20 protein-coding genes are annotated in these 21232 nt (G+C 69.6%); 9 read left to right on the forward strand and 11 right to left on the reverse strand.

Going from position 1 to position 21232, the window contains the following annotated elements:
- Positions 1–41 precede the first annotated feature (41 nt).
- On the reverse strand, positions 42–1037 hold the full coding sequence (locus OHT21_RS36760; RefSeq protein WP_328772586.1) for a DEDDh family exonuclease: 996 nt from the start codon (positions 1035–1037) through the stop codon (positions 42–44).
- A 193-nt stretch (positions 1038–1230) separates the two neighbouring features.
- On the opposite strand from OHT21_RS36760, the gene OHT21_RS36765 reads away from it, so the two are divergent.
- Entirely contained in the window at positions 1231–2136 is a 906-nt protein-coding gene (locus OHT21_RS36765) for a sterol desaturase family protein (protein WP_328772587.1), read from the forward strand.
- The gene (locus tag OHT21_RS36770; protein WP_328772588.1) at positions 2133–2846 is read left to right on the forward strand and encodes a lysoplasmalogenase; all 714 of its coding nucleotides are present in this window, start codon (positions 2133–2135) and stop codon (positions 2844–2846) included. Before OHT21_RS36765 ends, OHT21_RS36770 begins: the two co-directional genes overlap by 4 nt.
- Here the strand turns inward: OHT21_RS36770 and OHT21_RS36775 are convergent.
- From OHT21_RS36775 to OHT21_RS36790, 4 genes are all read right to left on the reverse strand, one after another.
- Positions 2815–3831: a CopD family protein gene (locus tag OHT21_RS36775; protein WP_443050506.1), complete on the reverse strand. Its 1017-nt coding sequence runs from the start codon at positions 3829–3831 to the stop codon at positions 2815–2817. The genes OHT21_RS36770 and OHT21_RS36775 overlap by 32 nt on opposite strands.
- Before the next feature lie 129 nt (positions 3832–3960).
- The gene (locus OHT21_RS36780) at positions 3961–5331 is read right to left on the reverse strand and encodes a CoA transferase (protein ID WP_328772589.1); all 1371 of its coding nucleotides are present in this window, start codon (positions 5329–5331) and stop codon (positions 3961–3963) included.
- A gap of 102 nt (positions 5332–5433) precedes the next feature.
- A complete protein-coding gene (locus OHT21_RS36785; protein ID WP_328772590.1) occupies positions 5434–6990 on the reverse strand; it encodes a S8 family peptidase in 1557 nt (518 codons plus the stop codon).
- A 60-nt stretch (positions 6991–7050) separates the two neighbouring features.
- Positions 7051–8574 (reverse strand): S8 family peptidase, encoded by a 1524-nt coding sequence (locus OHT21_RS36790; protein ID WP_328772591.1) that lies wholly within the window; start codon positions 8572–8574, stop codon positions 7051–7053.
- A 376-nt stretch (positions 8575–8950) separates the two neighbouring features.
- Here OHT21_RS36790 and OHT21_RS36795 point away from each other — a divergent pair, with 376 nt between their 5' ends.
- From OHT21_RS36795 to moaA, 3 genes are all read left to right on the forward strand, one after another.
- The gene (locus tag OHT21_RS36795; protein WP_328772592.1) at positions 8951–9307 is read left to right on the forward strand and encodes a DUF485 domain-containing protein; all 357 of its coding nucleotides are present in this window, start codon (positions 8951–8953) and stop codon (positions 9305–9307) included.
- On the forward strand, positions 9304–10953 hold the full coding sequence (locus OHT21_RS36800; RefSeq protein ID WP_328772593.1) for a solute symporter family protein: 1650 nt from the start codon (positions 9304–9306) through the stop codon (positions 10951–10953). Before OHT21_RS36795 ends, OHT21_RS36800 begins: the two co-directional genes overlap by 4 nt.
- Positions 10954–11179: 226 nt before the next feature.
- Entirely contained in the window at positions 11180–12169 is a 990-nt protein-coding gene (gene moaA / locus OHT21_RS36805) for a GTP 3',8-cyclase MoaA (protein ID WP_328772594.1), read from the forward strand.
- A gap of 63 nt (positions 12170–12232) precedes the next feature.
- On the opposite strand, the gene OHT21_RS36810 is transcribed toward moaA, so the two are convergent.
- Both OHT21_RS36810 and OHT21_RS36815 read right to left on the reverse strand, forming a co-directional pair.
- Entirely contained in the window at positions 12233–12505 is a 273-nt protein-coding gene (locus tag OHT21_RS36810; protein ID WP_328772595.1) for a hypothetical protein, read from the reverse strand.
- Positions 12506–12757: 252 nt separating this feature from the next.
- A complete protein-coding gene (locus OHT21_RS36815; RefSeq protein ID WP_328772596.1) occupies positions 12758–13144 on the reverse strand; it encodes a DUF3099 domain-containing protein in 387 nt (128 codons plus the stop codon).
- A gap of 245 nt (positions 13145–13389) precedes the next feature.
- Here OHT21_RS36815 and OHT21_RS36820 point away from each other — a divergent pair, with 245 nt between their 5' ends.
- Positions 13390–13665, forward strand: coding sequence for a GlsB/YeaQ/YmgE family stress response membrane protein (locus OHT21_RS36820; protein ID WP_328772597.1), 276 nt, complete (start codon positions 13390–13392; stop codon positions 13663–13665).
- A gap of 82 nt (positions 13666–13747) precedes the next feature.
- Here OHT21_RS36820 and tyrS read toward each other — a convergent pair whose 3' ends face one another.
- The 3 genes from tyrS to OHT21_RS36835 all read right to left on the reverse strand — a co-directional run bounded on the left by tyrS (position 13748) and on the right by OHT21_RS36835 (position 18230).
- Positions 13748–15016, reverse strand: a complete 1269-nt coding sequence (gene tyrS, locus OHT21_RS36825; protein WP_328772598.1) for a tyrosine--tRNA ligase — start codon at positions 15014–15016, stop codon at positions 13748–13750.
- 135 nt (positions 15017–15151) lie between these two features.
- Positions 15152–16546, reverse strand: coding sequence for a metallopeptidase TldD-related protein (locus tag OHT21_RS36830; protein ID WP_328772599.1), 1395 nt, complete (start codon positions 16544–16546; stop codon positions 15152–15154).
- Positions 16547–16652: 106 nt separating this feature from the next.
- On the reverse strand, positions 16653–18230 hold the full coding sequence (locus OHT21_RS36835; RefSeq protein ID WP_328772600.1) for a TldD/PmbA family protein: 1578 nt from the start codon (positions 18228–18230) through the stop codon (positions 16653–16655).
- 187 nt (positions 18231–18417) lie between these two features.
- Between OHT21_RS36835 and fabG the strand changes: the two genes are divergently transcribed.
- The 3 genes from fabG (at position 18418) to OHT21_RS36850 (ending at position 20426) form a co-directional block, all read left to right on the forward strand.
- The gene (gene fabG / locus OHT21_RS36840) at positions 18418–19122 is read left to right on the forward strand and encodes a 3-oxoacyl-[acyl-carrier-protein] reductase (protein ID WP_328772601.1); all 705 of its coding nucleotides are present in this window, start codon (positions 18418–18420) and stop codon (positions 19120–19122) included.
- 3 nt (positions 19123–19125) lie between these two features.
- Positions 19126–19893 carry an enoyl-ACP reductase FabI gene (gene fabI / locus OHT21_RS36845; protein WP_328772602.1) on the forward strand — a complete coding sequence of 256 codons (768 nt, stop codon included), beginning with the start codon at positions 19126–19128 and terminating at the stop codon, positions 19891–19893.
- A 182-nt stretch (positions 19894–20075) separates the two neighbouring features.
- Positions 20076–20426 (forward strand): hypothetical protein, encoded by a 351-nt coding sequence (locus OHT21_RS36850; RefSeq protein WP_328772603.1) that lies wholly within the window; start codon positions 20076–20078, stop codon positions 20424–20426.
- A gap of 44 nt (positions 20427–20470) precedes the next feature.
- Here the strand turns inward: OHT21_RS36850 and OHT21_RS36855 are convergent, their stop codons facing one another.
- Positions 20471–21160 carry a FadR/GntR family transcriptional regulator gene (locus OHT21_RS36855; RefSeq protein ID WP_328772604.1) on the reverse strand — a complete coding sequence of 230 codons (690 nt, stop codon included), beginning with the start codon at positions 21158–21160 and terminating at the stop codon, positions 20471–20473.
- Positions 21161–21232 lie beyond the last annotated feature (72 nt).

Below are 21232 nucleotides of genomic sequence, written 5' to 3' on the forward strand. Positions count from 1 at the left end.
TGCGCGGGAATCTCGTGCCGGGGCCGAGAGCGCCCCGTCACTCACGCCCCCTCGGCCGACTCCACATCCAGAAGGAGCTGCCCGAAGGCCGCCTCGTCGACGACCGGCGTGCCGTACTGGCGTGCCTTGACCACTTTCGACGTACCGGAGTCCGGGTCGTTCGTGACGAGGAGGCTGGTGCGCCGGGACAGGCTCGTCGAGACATGGAGTCCGGCGTCGACGGCACGGTCCTCCAGGAGCTCGCGGTCGACCGAGGTGTCCCCGGAGAACGCGATCCGCATGCCCTGCTTGAGCGGTCTGCCCGGTTCGTACCGGCCCGGGTTGGGGTACGGGCACGCGGGCCGCTTGCGGGAGGGGCGCCAGCTCCCGGGCCCGTAACCGCCGTAGCCACCGCCGCCCGACTGTTGGCCGATGCGCGGCGCGGGCCCGTCCGCCCACTCGGTGAGCGGCCGGCACTCAAGGAGCGGCAGTCGTACGCCGTCGCGCGCGGCGGCGTGCAGGCTCGGCCGGAACGCCTCGGCGAGCACGCGCGCGTCGTCCAGCGCGTGGTGCGCCCGCTGCTGTACGACGCCGAAGTGCGCGGCGAGCGACTCCAGCTTGTGGTTGGCCAGGGGCAGGCGCAGCTCCTTGGAGAGCGCGATGGTGCACAGCCGCTGACGGACCGGCGCCTCGCGCTCCGCGCGGGCGTACTCCCGGGCGATCATCGACCAGTCGAAGACGGCGTTGTGCGCGACGAGCACACGGCCGTCGAGCCGGGCCGCGAACTCCTCGGCGATCTCCGGGAAAAGAGGCGCCCCTTCGAGCGCCTCGCTCGTCAGACCGTGTATCCACACCGGCCCGGGATCCCGCTCCGGATTGACCGTCGTGTACCAGTGGTCCTCGACCTCGCCGCGTGCGTCCAGCCGGTAGACCGCGGCCGACACTATGCGGTCGTCGCGGGCCAGTCCGGTGGTCTCCACGTCGACCACCGCGTATCCCTGCGGATACGCGGCCGGCCACGAGGCTGCGGAGGCTGCGGTCGTACGGTCTTCGAGCATGGTCACCGAGGATAAAGGTCACGACTGACAGCCCGTTCGCCGGAGTCCGCGCCACGCGCCCCCGAACCTCCGTCAGCGCCCCGGCCGGCTGCGCCTCTTGGTGGAGTCGGCCAAGAAGCAAGCGCGTACCCCAGGTAATACTTGTGGGTAACAACGTCTGGCCGCAGGTCAACGGCCGCTCTACGGTGCACACATGCCGAACCTGCCCGATGTCGTGCTGTGGTCGATACCCGCCTTTGTGCTGCTCACCGTTGTCGAAATGGTGAGTGTCCGGATCCATCCGGACGAGGATGCCGCGGGGTATGAGGCGAAGGACGCCGTGACGAGCGTCTCCATGGGGCTGGGCAGTCTGGGCTTCGATCTGCTGTGGAAGATTCCGATCGTCGCCATTTACACGGCCATCTATGAGCTGACGCCCCTGCGCGTTCCCGTCCTGTGGTGGACCGTCCCGCTGATGCTGCTCGCCCAGGACTTCTTCTACTACTGGTCGCATCGCGGACATCACGTCATCCGCATCCTGTGGGCCTGCCACGTGGTGCACCACTCCAGCCAGAACTTCAACCTCACCACCGCACTCAGGCAGCCGTGGACGACCTGGACCGTCTGGCCGTTCTACGTGCCTCTCGTGGCCCTCGGTGTGCACCCGGCGGCGCTCGCGTTCTGCTCCTCCGCGAACCTCGTGTACCAGTTCTGGATCCACACCGAGCGCATCGGAAAGCTGCACCGCGCCTTCGAGTTCGTCTTCAACACTCCCTCGCACCACCGAGTCCACCACGCCTCCCAAGGGGGCTATCTGGACCGCAACTTCGGCGGGATCCTCATCGTCTGGGACCGGCTCTTCGGCTCGTTCGTCCCGGAGACCGAGCGGCCGGTGTACGGGCTGACGAAGAACATCGACACATACAATCCCCTGCGCGTCGCCACGCACGAGTACGCCGCCATCGTCAGGGACCTGCGGGCGGCGGGCAGTTGGCGTGAGCGGGCGGGGCGGGTGTTCCGGGGGCCGGGCTGGCAGCCGCCGGCGCGTGGCGATGTCGAGGAGGTCGGTGACGCGGTCTCCGAGACGGCCACGGGGACGGTCACCGGGACCGTCGCGTGAGCCCAGGCCGTCGCGCCGAGCGGCACGCGCGCGTGGCGCTCGCCGCCTTCGGTGTCGTCACCGTGGTCGACCTTGTCTGCCTGGTGGCCGGTTCCGGCCTCGGGCATGCGCTCGCCAAGCCGCTGCTGATGCCGCTGCTCGCCGCCCATGTGGCACTGCGCGGCGGACCTCGAATCCTTGTCGCCGCGCTCCTGTTCGGTTGGGGAGGCGACGTGCTCCTGCTGTTCGACGTCGACGCGGCGTTCCTCGCCGGGATGGGGTCCTTCGCGGCCGGGCACGTCTGCTACCTGGTGCTCTTCAAGAAACACGCCTTCATAGGGCACGACGCGGAAAACGGGGCTCCACGCGCGCGTGCAGCCTGGCCGGCGGTCGGATACGGCGTCGCTCTCGTCACGACCGTGGCCCTTCTGTGGCCGGACCTGCCACCCGAACTCCGTCTCCCCGTCGCCGCCTACAGCGTGCTGCTCACGGCCATGGCGTACCGAGCCACCCGGCTCGGCCTCACCGCCGCCCTCGGAGGCGCCCTCTTCATGCTCTCGGACACGCTCATCGCGACCGGAGTCGCCGAATGGCCGCAGCTCCCGCGGCCCGAGTTCTGGATCATGGGCACGTATATCGCCGCGCAACTCCTGCTGGTTCGTGGGGTGATGCGCGCAGTCGGTGGGCGGCGGACGCCCGTCACCAGCGAATCGGCACCGGCAGCGCCGTAAGCACCGCGGACACCGCGACCACCACCCCCAGGGCGACGACTTCCGCACGGGCGGGGGAGTAGGCGGTGAGCGGGTCGGCGGCCCTGCGCAGGCGTCGGCGTGCGCACAGGGCGAGGGCGGCGACGGCGGCCACGACGAGCAGCTTGGCGAGCAGGACGCGCCCGTACGCCGTCGTCGTCAGCTGGTCCAGGACCGTGCCGGCCGGCATCCGGCGCAGGGTGCTGCCCACGCCCGTCACGGTGATCGCGGCGAACAGAACGGCCGCCACGCGCGCATAGAGCCCGAGAAGCGCGGCGCCCGCCTCCGGGTCGCGCCAGCGGCGCAGCAGGCGCAGGACGTGCAGCAGGCCGCCGACCCACAGGGCCGCGCACGTCACATGAACAAGCGTCAGGCCCGAGCCGAGGAGTGGGCTGTACTCCGTGGTGGGATGGGCCCGCAGCGCCTCCGCGACGGCAACCGCGGCCAGCGGCCACACCTGGTTCGCCGGCCGGCGCGAGAGGGCGCACAGGCCCGCTACGACGAACGCGTTGACCTCCAGGAGCGCGAGCATGCCGTCCCGCGTCTCGTAGAGGCCGCCGATGTCCATGTCGGAGAGCCGGCGCGGCACCAGGTTGCCGTTGGCCACCACCGAGGCAAGGCAGAGCGCGGCCACGAAACCGGCGCCCGCCGCGATCGGTGCCCAACTGCGGGGCTTGTCGTCCAGGGGCGCTCCCGGCACCCGGCGGGCCAGCCGGGCGGCGAACAGTTCGCCCGCCGAGACACACACCGCCGCGAACAGGACCGTACGCAGCAGGGAGATTCCCCCGTCGGCGGGCAGGGCGGCCTCACCCGTGCCCCGCAGGGCGAGGGGCGGCCCGAGTAGCGGGATCAACGCGGCAAGGGTCACCAGGACGAGAACGGCGACGGCCCGCCGCCCCCCGGCCATGCTCCCCCGGGCGGCGCCCACCTCACCGCCAGAGCCGGCACTCGGTCTTATCGAACTCACCTCAGGATCTTCACCAGTCGTTCAGATCCGGGCAAGCCCTGGAGAACAACTGACGGAACGACTTTCCGCCCCTGGATACGCTACCGACAGCCCGCGCGACTCAGCCCGGGCCCCGCGGAACCCCGCCGCTCACATCCACCGCGCGGCATCCGAGCCCCACGGCCCCGGTGGCCGCGACCAGTCCCCGGGCCCACCGTCGAAGGACACCGGCGACAGGGCGTACCGCAGCCGCCCCAGTCCGCTGTCCGTCTCGCTGAGCCAGGGCGCCGGGCTGTCGTACGAAGCGTCCGCCGGCCCCTCGCCTCGTACGACCCCGTTCACCAGCCACGACGCCGTCTGCGCCAGCGCCAGACGCACGAACCGCGTGCCCCCCTCGTCCAACTGCTCCGTGACGGCGCGCAGTACCGCGGCGGCCAGCAGATACCCCGTGCCATGGTCCAGGGCCTGCGCGGGCAGGGCGCCGGGCTTCTCCTCGGAGCCCTCCAGCGCCGCGATGCCCGTTGCCACCTGCACCAGGCTGTCGAAGCCTCGCCGCCCGCCCCACGGCCCGTACGCGCCCCACGCGGACAGCTGCGCCACCACGATCCCGGGACTGCGCTCGGCCAGCGCCTCCGGCGTGAGCCCGAAGCGGTCCAGGGCTCCGGGGCGGTAGCCCGTGACGACGACGTCCGTCGAGGCGAGCAGTTCGTCGAAGGCGCGCCGGTCGGCCCTGAGATCGAGCGTGGCGGACCGCTTGCCGAAGCCCGTGTCCGCGTGCTGGTCGGCGAGTTCGGGCAGCCCAGGCGGGTCGATCCGCAGGACGTCCGCGCCGAGGAGCGCGAGGGTACGGGTGGCGACCGGCCCGGCGATGACGCGTGTGAGGTCGAGCACGCGCAGCCCTGCCGCGGGCAACAGCGGATCACCGTCGAGGGGCGCGAGGGCGCGTACCCCCGAGGAAGCCGTCCGGCCCCGCTCCAGCAGCCCGCGCCCCGCCACGGCCGCGCCCTGCTCGTGCGCGGCCCACTCCTGGGCCGTACGCAGCGCCACGGCGAGCCCTCCTGCCGCGTACACCGTGCGCTCCACCTCCAGGGCCGACCGCTCCGCGAGGCAGGCGCTCACGGCCTCGGCGGACGCGTCCGCGGGCAGCCCCAGAGCATCGAGCAACCGTGCCCGATGATGCGGGTAGTTCGCGTGCGTACGCATCCACCCGTCGGCCGTGCGCCAGAACCGCGACAGCGGCGTGAAGGTGACCGGCGCCCGTCCGTCCACCAGCAGATGCCGCTCGCTCACGAACGCGGTGGCGATGGCTCCGTCATCGACCCGCACTGCCGGGACTTCTCGCCCGGTACGGCGCGCGCTCAGCTCGGCGGCCGCGAGCGCGCACGCTCCCACACAGCTCCGCGCCAACTCCCGTACCGGCAAGCGCGCGTCGAGCGCTTCGTCCCGTACGACGGTGGAGACCCGCGAGAGAAGGGCGGGATCGCCGCCCAGCGCGGACCAGAGGTACTCGATACCGGTCATGAGGCGATCCTGCCGTACAAAGACGGCCGGGCCGGACGGATCGCCCGCCCGGCCCGGAGCACCTCCACAAGCGTGCTACTTCGTCGCACCTCTACAAGCGTGCTACTTCGTCACCGCGTCCAGCGCGTCCACCATCCCCGCGCCGTAGAAGCCGTTGCGGTTCTTGCCGCCCTCGCAGACCGCGTCGATCTTGCCGTCGCCGTCGATGTCGTACGGGTCGGTGCACGGTACGGCGTCGGCCTCCGCGTACAGGAGGGCCTTCACCAGGGCCGGCGGGGCGTACGGGTGCGTCGACTTGATGAGCGCGGCCACGCCCGCGGCGTGTGGGGAGGCCATCGACGTACCGGCCATGTAGCCCCACTTGCCGCCGGGCACCGGGCCCAGGATGAGGCCGCTGGTGGCGGGCGGGGCCGGGGTCTGGTAGGCCGTCGAGTCGCCGCCGGGTGCGGCGATGTCGATGACGCCCAGGCCGTGGTTGGAGAAGGACGACTTGATGCCCTTCGCGCCCGTCGACGCGACCGTGACGATGCCCGGCAACTGGGTCGGGATGTCAAGGCACTCGGACGGGTCGATCACGCGGTCCGACGGGGTGGAGTCGTTCGGTGAGACAGGGTCGGTGATCTCGTCGGCGGCGAGGTCGTAGTTCTCGTTGCCCGCCGCGGCGAGGTTGACCGCGCCCTTCCGCTCCGCGTACCGCGAGGCCCGGGAGACGGCTTCCACCAGGGCCTTCTGGTCCGGGTCGTTCTTGCAGTTGAAGTACCACGGGTCGGTGTAATAGCTGTTGTTGGTCACTTCGACGCCGTGCTCAGCCGCCCACATGAAGCCGCAGACGACGGCCTCCGTGTAGAAGAAGCCGTCCGGGTTGGACACCTTGATGCCGGAGACCTTCACGCCCGGGGCGACGCCCGTGACGCCGACGCCGTTCTTCGCGGCCGCGATCTCTCCTGCGACATGCGTGCCGTGCGGGCTCTCGGAAGCGCTCGGCCGCCACGCCCCGTCGGCCGTGTCCGGCTTGCCCGACACGCAGTTGACCGACGCCTTGCGGTCGAAGTTGGGCGCGATGTCGGGATGCGTGTCGTCCACGCCGGTGTCGATCACGGCGACCGTGACGTCCCGGCTGCCCAGCGACTTCTCGTGCGCCTTGTCCGCCTTGATGGCGGGCAGGTCCCACTGCATCGGCTCCAACGGGTCCTGCCCGGGGGCCGCTTCGGCGTCCGCGACCTGCTCCGCGGTGAGCACCTTCGGGGTGCCGAGATCGGTTGTGGACTGCGCGGGCAGCGGTGCCGTACGCGTCGAGCCCGCCGACTCCACACCGCGCACCTTGCGGATGGTCTTCGCGAAGTCGGCGTTCGCCGAGTGGGCGACGATCACGCCGATCTTGTCGTACGAGGTCACGACGGTGCCGCCGGCCTTGGCGATGGCCTTCTTCACGTAGGAGGAAGTGCCGTGACCGGGGCGGACGTTGACGACATAGCTGAGCGAGGTCGCCTTCGCCGCGAGGGCCGGGGACTGGGGCGCGTCGGCCCCGGCCGCAGAGCCCTCGGAAGCCGTTGGGGCCGCCGCGGCGCCGGCGTTCGGCAGGAAGGCGAGAGCTGTCGCCATGGCCATCCCGAGCGGGATCGCTATGGCGCGACGAGAGCGCGTATGAGGCGCTGTCATGGAGTCTCCAGTTCGTTCGGTGACGTGTAGGCAGGCCTACAAGTAGGCCTGCCTACCGCGTTACTTGACCGCCCGCAACGCGTTGACGATGCCCCAGCCGTAGAAGCCGTTCACGCGCTTGCCGCCCTCGCAGGTGGCGTCCACGACGCCGTCCTCGTTACCGTCGTAGTCCGTCGGGCAGGCCTGGCTGTCCGCCTGCGCCTTCATCAGCGCCTGGAGCTGGCCCGGAGTCGCCCACGGGTACTTGGACTTGAGCAGCGCGGCGACACCGGAGGCGTGCGGCGCCGCCATCGACGTGCCCTGCAGGTAGCCGTACGCGTTGTTCGGCATGGTGGACAGGATCCGGCCGTTCTTCGACGGGGTGTCCGGGATCTGGAACCGGTCTCCGCCCGGCGCCGCGATGTCGATGACGCCCTTGCCGTACGTGGAGTAGTACGACTTGGTGTTGTTGACGCCGGTCGCGCTGACCGTGACGATGCCCGGCAGCTGGGTCGGCACGTCGAAGCATTCGTGCGGGTCGATGGTGCGGGTGACCGGGGTCGAGTCGTCGGGGCTGGAGTCGTCGACGATCGCGTCCGAGTCGAGGTCGTGGTTGGAGTTGCCCGCGGAGGCGAGGTGCAGGGTGCCCTTCTTGGTGGCGTACTGCTGCGCCCGGTTCACCGCGTCGACGATGGCCCGCTGGTCGGGGTCGTCCATGCAGTTGTAGAGCCACGGGTCCACGTAGTAGCTGTTGTTGGTGATCTCCACGCCGTGGTCGGCGGCGAACACGAAGGCGCAGACGATGCTCTCCGGGTAGAAGAGGCCGTTCTTTCGGTCGGTGACGTTGATGCTGGAGACCTTCACGCCGGGCGCGACACCGGCCACGCCGATGTCGTTGCGGGCCGCGGCGATCTCACCGGCCACGTGTGTGCCGTGGTAGTCGTCCGCGGTGTACGGACGCCAGGCGCCCTCGCTGGTGTCCGCCACACCGCCGTCGCAGTTGGCCGACTGGGAGGCGGAGAAGTTCGGTGCGAGGTCCGGGTGGGTGTCGTCAACTCCCGTGTCGATCACGGCGACCGTGACCTTCTTGCTGCCCGGGTTGATCTTGGCGGCCTTGTCGGCGCCAATCGCGCGCAGATCCCACTGGTCCGCCTCGAGGGGCTCGTCGGCGGCCGCGCCCCTGGCCTCGACCTCGGCGGCCTCGGCAGCCGACAGAAGCTGCGCCGCGCCCTCGTCCGTCGTCCCCGCCGGCGTCAGCGGCGAGGTGCGCGTAGCACCCGCGGACTGCACCCCGCGTACGGCACGAATCTGCTTGCCGAACTCCGGGTTCGCCGAGTGGACGACGATGACGCCGATCTTCTTGTACGTCGCGACAACCGTGCCGTCGGCCTTGGCTATCGCCTTCTTCACCCACTCGATCGTGCCGTGGTCCGTCTTCTTGGTGTTGACCACGTACGAGAGGTTCGGGGCCTCCTCCGCGGCAGCGGCGGGGGCGTCGGCCGGGGCGGCCGAGGCGACACCCGGCAGGAAGCCGAGCGAGGCGGTGAGGGACAGCACGAGCGGCACGGCTAGCGCAAGACGGCGTCTGGAGCGCAGATGAGCCATGGGGTCTCCACATCATCCGGAAAAGGAACCGGCCCGAACACAGGTGGTGCCCGGGCAGGTACATGACTTGAGTGGTGCAGGGGCGAAGCTATCTCCCGTGATCCTTGGCCAGCAACGACTTACAGGAAATGACTTCCGAAAGTACGGCCGGGTGTTGAACCGGTCTTCGTGTCGCTCCGTGACCTTGTGCAGGGGTCAGAGGAACAGCGAGCCCCTGTTGGATCACGCCCGGGAGGCCCTAGCATCGCCACTCGGCCCACGTGATCCACACGTTCCGTGAGGTCACAACTCAGCTATGTCCAGAGCCAGTTCAACCCTTATCCCCATCCGCCCGCTTCCGATTCGGACGCCGCAACCGCAAACGCGAGGAGACTCCGTGGCTACCGACGCACCGCCCCCCTCGAAATCCCAGCCTCACCTCCCCACCACCGAGGAGTTCGTCGAGGTGCAGGAGAGCGCTGAGTTCGGTGAACTACGCCGCTCGCACCGCTCCTTCGCCTTCCCGCTGACCATCGGCTTCATCGCCTGGTACCTGCTGTACGTCCTGATGTCGAACTACGCGGGCGGCTTCATGGGCACCAAGCTGTTCGGCAACATCAACGTCGCCTTCGTCTTCGGTCTCGCCCAGTTCCTCACCACGTTCCTCATCGCCTGGTGGTACGAGCGGCACTCCTCCGCCAAGCTCGACCCCAAGGCCCACGCGATCAAGTCCCGGATGGAGGGCGGCGAATGAGCCCCGCGATCACTCAGGTCCAGCTCGCCGCGAGCGATGTGCAGCTCGCGGCGAACGAGGCCAGCGAGCACCGGCCGCTGATCATCTCCCTGTTCGCGGCCTTCGTCATCGCCACCCTCTTCATCACCGTGTGGGCGGGCCGGCAGACCAAGGACGCCGCCGACTTCTACGCGGGCGGACGGCAGTTCAGCGCCTTCCAGAACGGACTCGCCGTCTCCGGCGACTACATGTCCGCCGCGTCCTTCCTGGGCATCGCCGGCGCGATCGCCCTCTTCGGATACGACGGCTTCCTGTACTCCATCGGCTTCCTGGTCGCCTGGCTGGTGGCCCTGCTCCTGGTCGCCGAGCCGCTGCGCAACTCCGGCCGGTACACGATGGGCGACGTCCTCGCGTACCGCATGCGCCAGCGTCCGGTGCGTACCGCGGCGGGCACCTCCACGATCGTCGTGTCGATCTTCTACCTGCTGGCGCAGATGGCCGGCGCGGGCGTCCTCGTCTCGCTGCTGCTCGGCATCACCTCCGACGCCGGCAAGATCCTCATCGTCGCCCTCGTCGGCGTCCTGATGATCGTGTACGTCTCCATCGGCGGCATGAAGGGCACCACCTGGGTCCAGATGGTCAAGGCCGTGCTGCTCATCAGCGGCACCATCCTGATCACCTTCCTGGTGCTGCTGAAGTTCAACTTCAACATCTCCGACCTGCTCGGCACGGCGGCCGAGAACAGCGGAAAGGGCGCCGCCTTCCTGGAGCCCGGCCTGCAGTACGGCGCGAGCGGCACCACCAAGCTGGACTTCATCTCCCTCGGCATCGCCCTGGTGCTCGGCACCGCCGGCCTGCCGCACATCCTGATCCGCTTCTACACGGTGCCCAACGCCAAGGCCGCCCGGAAGTCCGTGAACTGGGCGATCGGCATCATCGGCGGCTTCTACCTGATGACCATCGCGCTCGGCTTCGGCGCGGCCGCGATCATCTCGCAGGAAGAGATCATCGCGTCCAACCCGTCCGGCAACACGGCGGCGCCCCTGCTCGCCCTGCACCTGGGCGGCGTCGACTCGGCCTGGGGCGCGATTCTGCTCGCCGTGATCTCGGCGGTGGCCTTCGCGACGATCCTCGCCGTGGTCGCAGGACTCACCCTCGCCTCGTCCTCCTCGTTCGCCCACGACATCTACGCGAACGTCATCAAGAAGGGCAAGGCCACCGAGAAGGAGGAGGTCAGGGCGGCCCGTCTGGCGACCATCGGCATCGGCGCCGTCTCCATCATCCTGGGTTCCCTCGCCCGTGACCTGAACGTCGCCGGCCTCGTCGCCCTCGCCTTCGCGGTCGCCGCCTCCGCCAACCTGCCGACGATCCTCTACAGCCTGTTCTGGAAGCGGTTCACCACCCAGGGCGCCCTGTGGTCGATCTACGGCGGTCTGATCGTGGCCGTCGGCCTGGTGCTGTTCTCGCCCGTCGTCTCCGGCGACCCCAAGGCGATGTTCCCCGACGTCGACTTCGCCTGGTTCCCGCTGAAGAACCCGGGCATCATCTCCATCCCGTTCGGCTTCCTGATGGGCTGGCTCGGCACCATCCTGTCCAAGGAGGAGCCGGACACCGGAAAGTACGCGGAGCTGGAGGTGCGCTCCCTCACCGGCACCGGGGCCCACTGAGGCTCCCTGCCATCCGCGGCCGCGCCGTAGTCCCCTGGACGTTCTACGGCGCGGCCGCGCCATGTCTCGGTTTCTTGTGGGATCCGCGTCTTGTGGGATCCGCTTGCCGATCCCTGGCCTTCGTTGTCGGTCCTGTCACGTAGGCTCGCTGGTAACTGATTCATACGAATGGTTGTTCTGAGTTCTTGTTCTGAATGCTTGTTCGTACGAGTGGAGGGGGCCCCACGTGCTCATCGACACCTATGGCCGTGTGGCCACTGATCTGCGTGTGTCGCTGACGGACCGCTGCAATCTGCGGTGCACGTACTGCATGCCCGAAGAGGGCCTGCAGTGGCTCGCCAAGCCCGACCTGCTCACGGACGACGAGATCGCCCGCCTCATCGACATAGCCGTACGGCAGTTGGGCATCGCCGAGGTCCGCTTCACCGGCGGCGAGCCCCTGCTGCGTCCCGGCCTCGTCGGCATCGTGGAGCGCGTCGCCGCGCTCGAGCCGCGCCCCCAGATGTCCCTCACTACCAACGGCATCGGCCTCAAGCGCACCGCGTCCGCCCTGAAGGCGGCAGGCCTGGACCGGGTGAATGTCTCCCTGGACACGCTGCGCCCCGACGTCTTCAAGACCCTCACCCGCCGTGACCGCCACAGGGACGTCATCGAGGGCCTCGAAGCCGCCCGCGAGGCAGGCCTGAACCCGGTCAAGGTCAACACCGTCCTGATGCCGGGGCTGAACGACGACGAGGCCCCGGACCTGCTGGCCTGGGCCGTGGAGCACGACTACGAACTGCGCTTCATCGAGCAGATGCCCTTGGACGCCCAGCACGGCTGGAAGCGCGAGGGCATGGTCACCGCGGGCGACATCCTCGCCTCGCTGCGCACCCGCTTCGAGCTCACCGAGGAGGGCTCCCAGAAGCGGGGCTCGGCCCCGGCCGAGCGCTGGCTCGTCGACGGCGGCCCGAATGTCGTCGGCGTGATCGCCTCCGTCACCCGCCCGTTCTGCTCGGCCTGCGACCGTACGAGGCTCACGGCGGACGGCCAGGTCCGCACCTGCCTCTTCGCCCAGGAGGAGACCGATCTGCGGGCCGCCCTGCGCTCGGACGCGCCGGACGAGGAAATCGCCCGCATATGGAAGCTGGCGATGTGGGGCAAGAAGGCGGGCGCGGGCCTGGACGACCCGTCGTTCGTGCAGCCGCAGCGACCGATGTCGGCGATCGGCGGCTAGGACTTCCGCTGAGCCTCCGGGGACTTCAGGGCTAAGGCTCTGGGGACTGCGAGGACTTCCGGGCTAAGCCTCCGGGGACTGCGGTGGCTCCTGACGTTCCAGGGGTTCCTGGGACTCCCAGTCCTCCAGGAGCACGACGTCCTTCAAGAAGCCGCGTACGCCAAGGAACTTGGACAGGTGCTCGCGGTGCTCCTCGCACGCCAGCCAGGTCTTGCGGCGGTCCGGGGTGTGCAGCTTCGGGTTGTTCCAGGCGACCACCCACACCGCGTCGGCCCGGCAACCCTTGGCGGAGCAGATGGGCGAGGCCGGTTCGGAGCCGGGAACGTTCAGGATCACGCCCCCGACCCTAAGGGATCCTCACGCCTCGACAGCATCCGAAGACAAGGCGGAGAGAAGGCAGAAAAGGCGACGCCGAGCAGCCACGGGGGGAGCTGCCCGGCGTCGGTCTGTCGCTCCGACGGGGGATGCGGAGCGCGTACGAAGTATGTCACGGGTAACCCGTCGCCCGGCACCGGAACAGCATGATTGATCTGAGCTTTTCTTGAGCTTGGTGCAGTGATGACGTACGGCCGCCACAGTCGGCGGTCGTCAAGTCCGCTCGTGCGGCTCACCCTGGGCGCCCGCCGGGGAGTCGGCCGCGACATCTTCCGGGACGGATTCCGCGGCGTCGTCCGGGCGGGGCTCCGTGAGCATCGGCCGGGTGGGCATGGTGACGAACGTCGACGGCAGCGACGGCGCGTTCTCGCGGCCCGCGTTGGCGATCACCACGGCGATGTAGGGGAGGACGGCGCCGAGCACCAACGCGACGATGGCGACGTGCCGTTCGACGTTCCAGAGGGTGGCCGCGAGGATCACGGCGAGCGTACGGACGGACATCGAGATGACATAGCGGCGCTGCCTGCCGCGTATGTCGTCGGCGAGCCCCTGCCTGGCCCCGGTGATCCGGAAGACCTCGGTTTCGCTGTGCTTCCGCATCACGTTCCACCACCCGCCCGCATCGGACTCTCCCCGTCCCGTACCCGGTCCGCAGCCGGTCGGGGAACCAGGGCCCGGACAGTTCCACGTTACGCCGCGCCTGCGTCAGCCACGAGACCGGGGCACTTGCTGCCTGGGCGAACGGCCTGCGCCCCGGTGTGTACGGGCCTACCCGGCATGCGCCGTACGAGGCCTGGGCGGACACTGGCGGTGATGCTCAGGTCGAGCCGGACGAGGAGGCAGCGATGGGCTGGTTGTGGGCGATCATCGTCGGGTTGGTGCTTGGCCTGATCGCCAAGGCGGTCATTCCGGGCAAACAGCATATCCCTCTGTGGCTGACCACCATTCTGGGCATGCTCGGCGCCGTCGGCGGCAACGCGGTCGCCCGGGCGGCAGGCGTCGATGCCACAGCGGGCATCGACTGGTGGCGCCACGGGTTCCAGCTCGTGGCCGCGATCATCCTCGTCGGCCTCGGCGACCGTGCGTACTCGGCGTTCCGGAGTACCAGGCGAAGAGCATGACGGAGGGTACGGCGAAGGGGGCGGTCTCCGGCAACGGAAGCCGCCCCCTTGGTACGGCCGGGCGGGCCGCTCAGGCGCCCGCTCAGCCGCCCGTGACCTCCACCGCCGCGAGGTTCTTCTTGCCGCGCCGCAGCACCAGCCACCGCCCGTGCAGCAGGTCCTCCTTGGCGGGGACGGCGTCCTCGCCGGCGACCTTGGCGTTGTTCACGTACGCCCCGCCCTCCTTGACCGTCCGCCGCGCGGCCGACTTGCTGGCCACCAGGCCGACCTCGGCGAAGAGGTCCACCACCGGGCCCAGCTCGGCGACCTGGATGTGCGGCACCTCGGAGAGCGCCGCACTCAGCGTCGCCTCGTCCAGCTCACCCAGTTCACCCTGGCCGAAGAGGGCGCGCGACGCGGCGATCACGGCGGCCGTCTGCTCGGCGCCGTGCACCAGCGTAGTCAGCTCCTCGGCCAGCGCCCGCTGGGCGGTCCGGGCCTGCGGACGCTCCTCGGTGACCTTCTCCAGCTCCTCCAGCTCCTCGCGGGACTTGAAGGACAGGATGCGCATGTACCCGGAGATGTCCCGGTCGTCCGCGTTCAGCCAGAACTGGTAGAACGCGTACGGCGTCGTCATCTCGGGGTCCAGCCAGATGGCACCGCCCTCGGTCTTGCCGAACTTCGTGCCGTCCGCCTTGGTCATCAGCGGCGTCGCGATCGCGTGGACCTCGGCATGCGGCTCCAGGCGGTGGATCAGGTCCAGTCCCGCCGTGAGGTTGCCCCACTGGTCGCTGCCGCCCTGCTGGAGCGTGCAGCCGTACCTGCGGTAGAGCTCCAGGAAGTCCATGCCCTGGAGCAGCTGGTAGCTGAACTCCGTGTAGCTGATGCCCTCCTCGGACTCCAGGCGCCGGGCGACCGAATCCTTGGTCAGCATCTTGTTGACGCGGAAGTGCTTGCCGATGTCCCGCAGGAACTCGATGGCCGACATCCCGGCCGTCCAGTCCAGGTTGTTCACCATCACCGCGGCGTTCTCACCCTCGAAGGACAGGAACGGCTCGATCTGCCCGCGCAGCCGGTTGACCCAGTTCGCGACCGTCTCCGGATCGTTCAGCGTGCGCTCCGCCGTCGGGCGCGGGTCGCCGATCTGGCCGGTCGCCCCGCCCACCAGGGCCAGCGGGCGCAGGCCCGCCTGCTGGAGGCGGCGCATGGTGAGGACCTGCACCAGGTGGCCGACGTGCAGACTGGCCGCCGTCGGGTCGAAGCCGCAATAGAACGTGACGGGACCGTCCGCGAGCGCCTTGCGCAAAGCGTCCTCGTCAGTGGACAGGGCGATCAGCCCGCGCCACTTCAGCTCGTCGACGATGTCCGTCACGGTTCTCGTATCTCCTTGGATGATCTTCGGGCGGTCGAATGACAGCCAGCTACGAGGTTATACGCCCGCACTGACAGAGCCCACGCCGTTATGCGCCCGGAGCCATGGGCCCTGTCACCTGAGCCATGGGCCCCGTCATACGCCCTGACTGACGGAGCTCATGTTGAAGTCCGGGATGCGCAGAGGCGGCATCGCGGCCCGGGTGAACCAGTCGCTCCACTCCCTCGGCAGTGTCTTCTCCGTGCGCCCCGCCTCGGCCGCCCGCCCCAGCAGATCCACCGGCGACTCGTTGAACCGGAAGTTGTTCACCTCGCCCGTGACCTCGCCGTTCTCGACCAGATAGACGCCGTCCCGGGTCAGCCCGGTCAGCAGCAGGGTGGCCGGGTCGACCTCGCGGATGTACCAGAGGCAGGTCAGCAGCAGGCCCCGCTCCGTCGCGGCCACCATCTCCTCGAGGGACTTCTCCTCGCCGCCGTCGAGGATCAGGTTGCCGATGCCGGGAGCCACCGGCAGTCCGGTCAGGCCCGCGCTGTGCCGGGAGCTGATCAGATGGGCCAGCTCGCCGGCCCGGATCCACTCGGTGGCCTGGAGGGGCAGCCCGTTGTCGAACACCGAGGAGTCGCCCCCGGAGGAGTGCGCGAGCTCGAAGGGCGCGCACTCCAGGCCCTGCTCGTTAGGGTCGCTGCACAGCGTCAGGGGCAGCTCGGTGAGCTTCTCGCCGATGCGCGTACCGCCGCCGGGCTTGCTGAACACCGTCCGGCCCTCGGCCGCGTCCCGGGCCGACGACGACCACATCTGGTAGATCAGCAGATCCGCGACGGCGGTCGGCGGCAGCAGCGTCTCGTACCGCCCGGCAGGCAGCTCGACGCGCCGCTCCGCCCACCTCAGGCGCGTGGCCAGCTCCGCATCCAGCGCCGCCGGGTCCACGTCCTTGAAGTCCCGCGTCGACCGACCGGCCCACGCGGAGCGCGTACGGTCCGGAGACTTGGCGTTCAACTCCAGCGTCCCGTTCGGCTGGTCGTGCCGCAGACGCAGCCCCGTGGACGTACCGAGGTAGCTGGAGACGAGCTCGTGGTTGGCGAAGCCGTACAGCTCGCGTCCGCCCTCACGCGCGCGTGCGAACGATTCGCCGAGCGCCGGGGCGAAGTCCGCGAAGACGCCCGACGAGGTCTCGGCCGGCGCCTCCGTGAACTCGGGGGACTCCGCGACCCCCGTCACCAGCGGCTGCGCGTCCTCGGCCGGGCCCGCGCCCCGGGCCGACGCCTCGGCGGCCCGGACCAGCGGCTCCAGCTCGTCCGCCGTCACCGCCGAGCGCGATACGACCCCGGAGGCGGTGCCCTCCTTGCCGTCGACGGTCGCGATGACGGTCAGCGTGCGCCCGCGCGTGACCCCGTTCGTGGTGAGCGCGTTGCCCGCCCAGCGCAGATTGGCCGTCGAGTACTCGTCGGCGATCACGACGCAGCCATCGGCCTGCGACAGCTCGAGGGCACGCTCGACGACCTCATGCGGCTTGTTCGTACGCGCGCTCATCGACCGGCCTCCTGGGTGGTGTTCAGACTGTGCTTTCCCGGGGACTGTGACATCAGCGGCTGCCGCCGCGGGCCCCCGGACACCCAGGCGATTCCCGTGCTGACGCTCATCGACCGGCCTCCTGCGTGGTGTTGAGGATGTTGACGCCCTTGAAGAGGGCCGACGGGCAGCCGTGCGAGACCGCCGCGACCTGGCCCGGCTGGGCCTTGCCGCAGTTGAATGCACCGCCCAGGACATACGTCTGCGGGCCGCCGACCGCGGCCATCGAGCCCCAGAAGTCGGTCGTCGTCGCCTGGTACGCGACATCCCGCAACTGGCCCGCGAGCCGCCCGTTCTCGATCTTGAAGAAGCGCTGCCCCGTGAACTGGAAGTTGTAGCGCTGCATGTCGATGGACCAGGAACGGTCGCCGACGACATAGATCCCGCGGTCCACGCCGCCGATCAGGTCCTCGGTGGAGAGCCCGCCGGGATCCGGCTGAAGCGACACATTCGCCATGCGCTGCACCGGCACATGGCCGGGGGAGTCGGCGTACGCGCAGCCGTTGGACCGTTCAAAGCCGGTCAACTTCGCGATTCTGCGGTCGAGTTGATAGCCGACCAGCGTCCCGTCCTTGACCAGGTCCCAGGACTGCCCCGCGACGCCCTCGTCGTCGTAGCCGATCGTCGCGAGCCCGTGCTCGGCGGTCCGGTCGCCGGTGACGTTCATCAGCTCGGAGCCGTACCGCAGCTTGCCCAGCTGGTCGAAGGTGGCGAAGGACGTCCCGGCGTACGCGGCTTCGTAGCCGAGCGCACGGTCCAGCTCCGTGGCGTGCCCGATGGACTCGTGGATCGTCAGCCACAGGTTGGACGGGTCGACGACCAGGTCGTACACCCCCGCCTCGACGCTCGGCGCCCGCATCTTCTCGGCGAGCAGCTCCGGGATCCGCTCCAGTTCGGAATCCCAGTCCCAGCCGGTGCCCGTCAGGTACTCCCAGCCGCGGCCGACCGGCGGTGCGATCGTCCGCATGGAGTCGAACTCACCGCTCGACTCGTCGACCGCGACGGCGGTGAGCTGCGGATGCAGCCGCACGCGCTGCTGGGTGGTGACGGTTCCCGCCGTATCGGCATAGAACTTGTTCTCGTGCACGGTCAGCAGCGAGGCGTCCACATGGCTGACCCCGTCGGCCGCGAGCAGCCGCGCACTCCAGTCCGTGAGCAGCCCCACCTTCTCGTCGTCCGGTACGGAGAAGGGATCGATCTCGTACGAGGAGACCCAGGTCTTCTCGGCGTGCACGGGCTCATCGGCCAGCTCGACCCGCCCGCCCGTCTCCCGCCACCGCCCTTCCAAGGAGGCGCTGCGCGCCGCACCTCCCGATTCGGAACCTGCCGCCTTGATCACCTGGGCCGACAGCTTCGCCATCGCGACGGCCTGCGAGGCCACCTTCGCGGCGGCGTCCATCGTCATGTCGACACCGGAAGCGAACCCCCAGGTCCCGCCGTGCACCACCCGCACCGCGAACCCCAGATCGGTCGTGTCCGACGACCCGGACGGCTTGCCGTCCCGCAGCCGCCAGGCCGCGCTGCGCACGCGCTCGAACCGGAAGTCGGCATGCTCGGCGCCGAGCGCCCGGGCGCGGGCGAGCGCGGCGTCGGCCAAGGACCTGAGCGGTAGTGCCGTAAAGGCTTCGTCGATGGAATGAGGCACGGAGGTCTCCCTGCTGTCGTCGCCCTGTCAGCTCCGATCATGTCGCGCCGAGAGTCCCGCGGCCACACGTTTCTGTAGGGACCCGACAGTGAGTCCCGTACGCCACTGTCGGTGCTCGATTCTCCGTAGAGGGAGCGGCAGCGATAGGTTTTCGAGGTACCAGACCGGCTATCGAAAGGGTGATCCGTTGAGCCGCTCGGTTCTCGTCACCGGAGGAAACCGGGGCATCGGCCTCGCCATCGCCCGCGCTTTCGCCGACGCGGGCGACAAGGTCGCGATCACGTACCGCTCGGGGGAGCCACCGGAGGGGTTCCTCGCCGTCAAGTGCGACATCACCGACACCGAGCAGGTGGAGCAGGCCTACAAGGAGATCGAGGCCGAGCACGGTCCGGTCGAGGTGCTGATCGCCAACGCCGGCGTCACCAAGGACCAGCTGCTGATGCGGATGTCCGAGGAGGACTTCACGTCCGTCCTGGACACCAACCTCACCGGCACCTTCCGCGTCGTGAAACGCGCCAACCGCGGCATGCTGCGCGCCAGGAAGGGCCGCGTCGTACTGATCTCGTCGGTCGTCGGGCTGTACGGCGGCCCGGGCCAGGCCAACTACGCCGCCTCCAAGGCCGGCCTGGTCGGATTCGCGCGCTCCCTCGCCCGCGAACTGGGCTCGCGCAACATCACCTTCAACGTCGTCGCCCCCGGCTTCGTCGACACCGACATGACCAAGGTGCTCAGCGACGAGCAGCGCGAGGGCATCGTGAAGCAGGTGCCGCTCGGCCGGTACGCGCAGCCCGAGGAGGTCGCCGCAGCGGTGCGGTTCCTCGCCTCGGACGACGCCTCGTACATCACTGGAGCCGTCATCCCCGTAGACGGCGGACTGGGAATGGGTCACTGAACCATGAGCGGAATCCTCGAGGGCAAGCGCGTCCTGATCACCGGTGTGCTGATGGAGTCCTCCATCGCCTTCCACACCGCCAAGCTGGCCCAGGAGCAGGGCGCCGAGATCATCCTGACCGCGTTCCCGCGGCCCACGCTGACCGAGCGCATCGCCAAGAAGCTCCCCAAGCCCACCAAGGTCATCGAGCTCGACGTCACCAATGACGAGCACCTGGGGCGCCTGGCCGACATCGTCGGCGAGGAGCTGGGCGGTCTCGACGGGGTCGTGCACTCCATCGGCTTCGCCCCGCAGGACGCCCTCGGCGGCAACTTCCTCAACACGCCCTTCGAGTCCGTCGCCACCGCCATGCACGTCTCGGCGTACTCCCTGAAGTCGCTGACCATGTCCTGTCTGCCGCTGATGCAGAACGGTGGCTCCGTCGTCGGTCTCACCTTCGACGCGCAGTACGCCTGGCCGCAGTACGACTGGATGGGCCCCGCAAAGGCCGCCCTGGAGGCCACCAGCCGCTACATGGCGCGCGACCTCGGCAAGCAGAACGTCCGCTGCAACCTCATCTCGGCGGGCCCCATCGGCTCCATGGCCGCCAAGTCCATCCCGGGCTTCAGCGAGCTGGCCTCTGTGTGGGACAGCCGTTCGCCCCTGGAGTGGGACGTCAAGGACCCCGAGCCGGCCGGACGCGGTGTGGTCGCCCTGCTGAGCGACTGGTTCCCGAAGACGACCGGCGAGATCATCCACGTGGACGGCGGTCTGCACGCGATCGGTGCGTGACGCTGCCGCTGTGGCCTGAGCGATGGGTGAGGGCCCGCGACCTGCCGGACAACCGGTGGGGCGCGGGCCCTCACCATCACTCGTTCGGCCTACCCGGCCGGGCGGTCGAGGGCGGCAACTGCGCACTCTGGACTAGGCGTTCATCATGTACGTCCCTCCCCGGCCCGGAGGAGGTCTCCCTTGTGCGCCTTTTCCCGCGCTTCGCTCCGCTGCTGGCCGCACTCGCCCTCCCGCTCGCTCCGGCCTACGGCGACACCCCGCACCTCCCGAAAACGGGCCCCCACGCGCGCGTGCCCCTCGACAGGCCCTTCGGGGCCGAGTGCCGCATCAGGGTCGAGGGCTCGTATGTGACCGCGTACTGCCACAACCCGTACCCGGAGATCGACCGGCTCGCCCTGCACATCGAGTGCGACCGGTGGTGGGACATCGACAGCGACGGGGCCCCGGTCGCGGTGGGGCCCACGCAGACCGTGCGGCTGACCGGCCGGTGCTGGAAGGAGGTCCGGTCGGCCTGGGTCACGCACCAGAAGTGAGGCGTCAGAGGTGATGCGCCAGATGAGGCGCCTGAAGTGACGCGTCAGTCTTCGGAGGCGACCGGGCCCCTCGGGCGGCACAGGAACGGATAGCTCGCGGCCTCTGTGAAGGCGGTTTGCGCGTCGCCCGCGCGGATCGCGTCCAGCAGGCGAGTGTGGTCCATGTACGTCTCGGGCGTCAGCTCCTCGCCCACGTCCTCGCGCAGCCAGTCGCGTACGACCTCGCCGAGGTCCGCGTACATCGCCGTCATGACGTCGTTGTGGGACGCGGCCACCACCGCCATGTGGAACGACGTGTCGGCGACGACGAAGGCCTCTATGTCGCCCGACTCCCAGGCCTCCTCCCGTCGCACCAGGAGCGCGTGCAGCTGCTTCAGGTCGCGTTCGGTACGGCGCTCGGCGGCCAGCTTCGCGGCGCTCGACTCGAGCGCGGAGCGCAGCTCGGCGATGTGCCGGGGATCGGCGTCCGCGAAGCGGCGGTGCATCACGCCCGCCAGTTCGCTGGTCGCCACGACGTAGGTGCCCGAGCCCTGGCGGATGTCGAGCAGGCCGTTGTGCGCGAGCGCACGCACGGCCTCGCGCACCGTGTTGCGGGCCACGCCCAGCTGCTCGACCAGCTCCGGCTCGGTGGGGATGCGGGAGCCCACGGGCCATTCGCCCGAGGTGATCTGGCCGCGCAGCGCGGCGATGACCTGCTCGGACAGCGCCGATCGTCGGGGGTGGCTCAGGGGCATGGCATTCCTTCGCGCAGAACGCAGCTGACTCCAGGTGGACAACCAATCATCCCATGATTCTATGATGGGCCG

It is taken from the genome of Streptomyces sp. NBC_00286 (genome assembly GCF_036173125.1).
Lineage (GTDB): Bacteria > Actinomycetota > Actinomycetes > Streptomycetales > Streptomycetaceae > Streptomyces.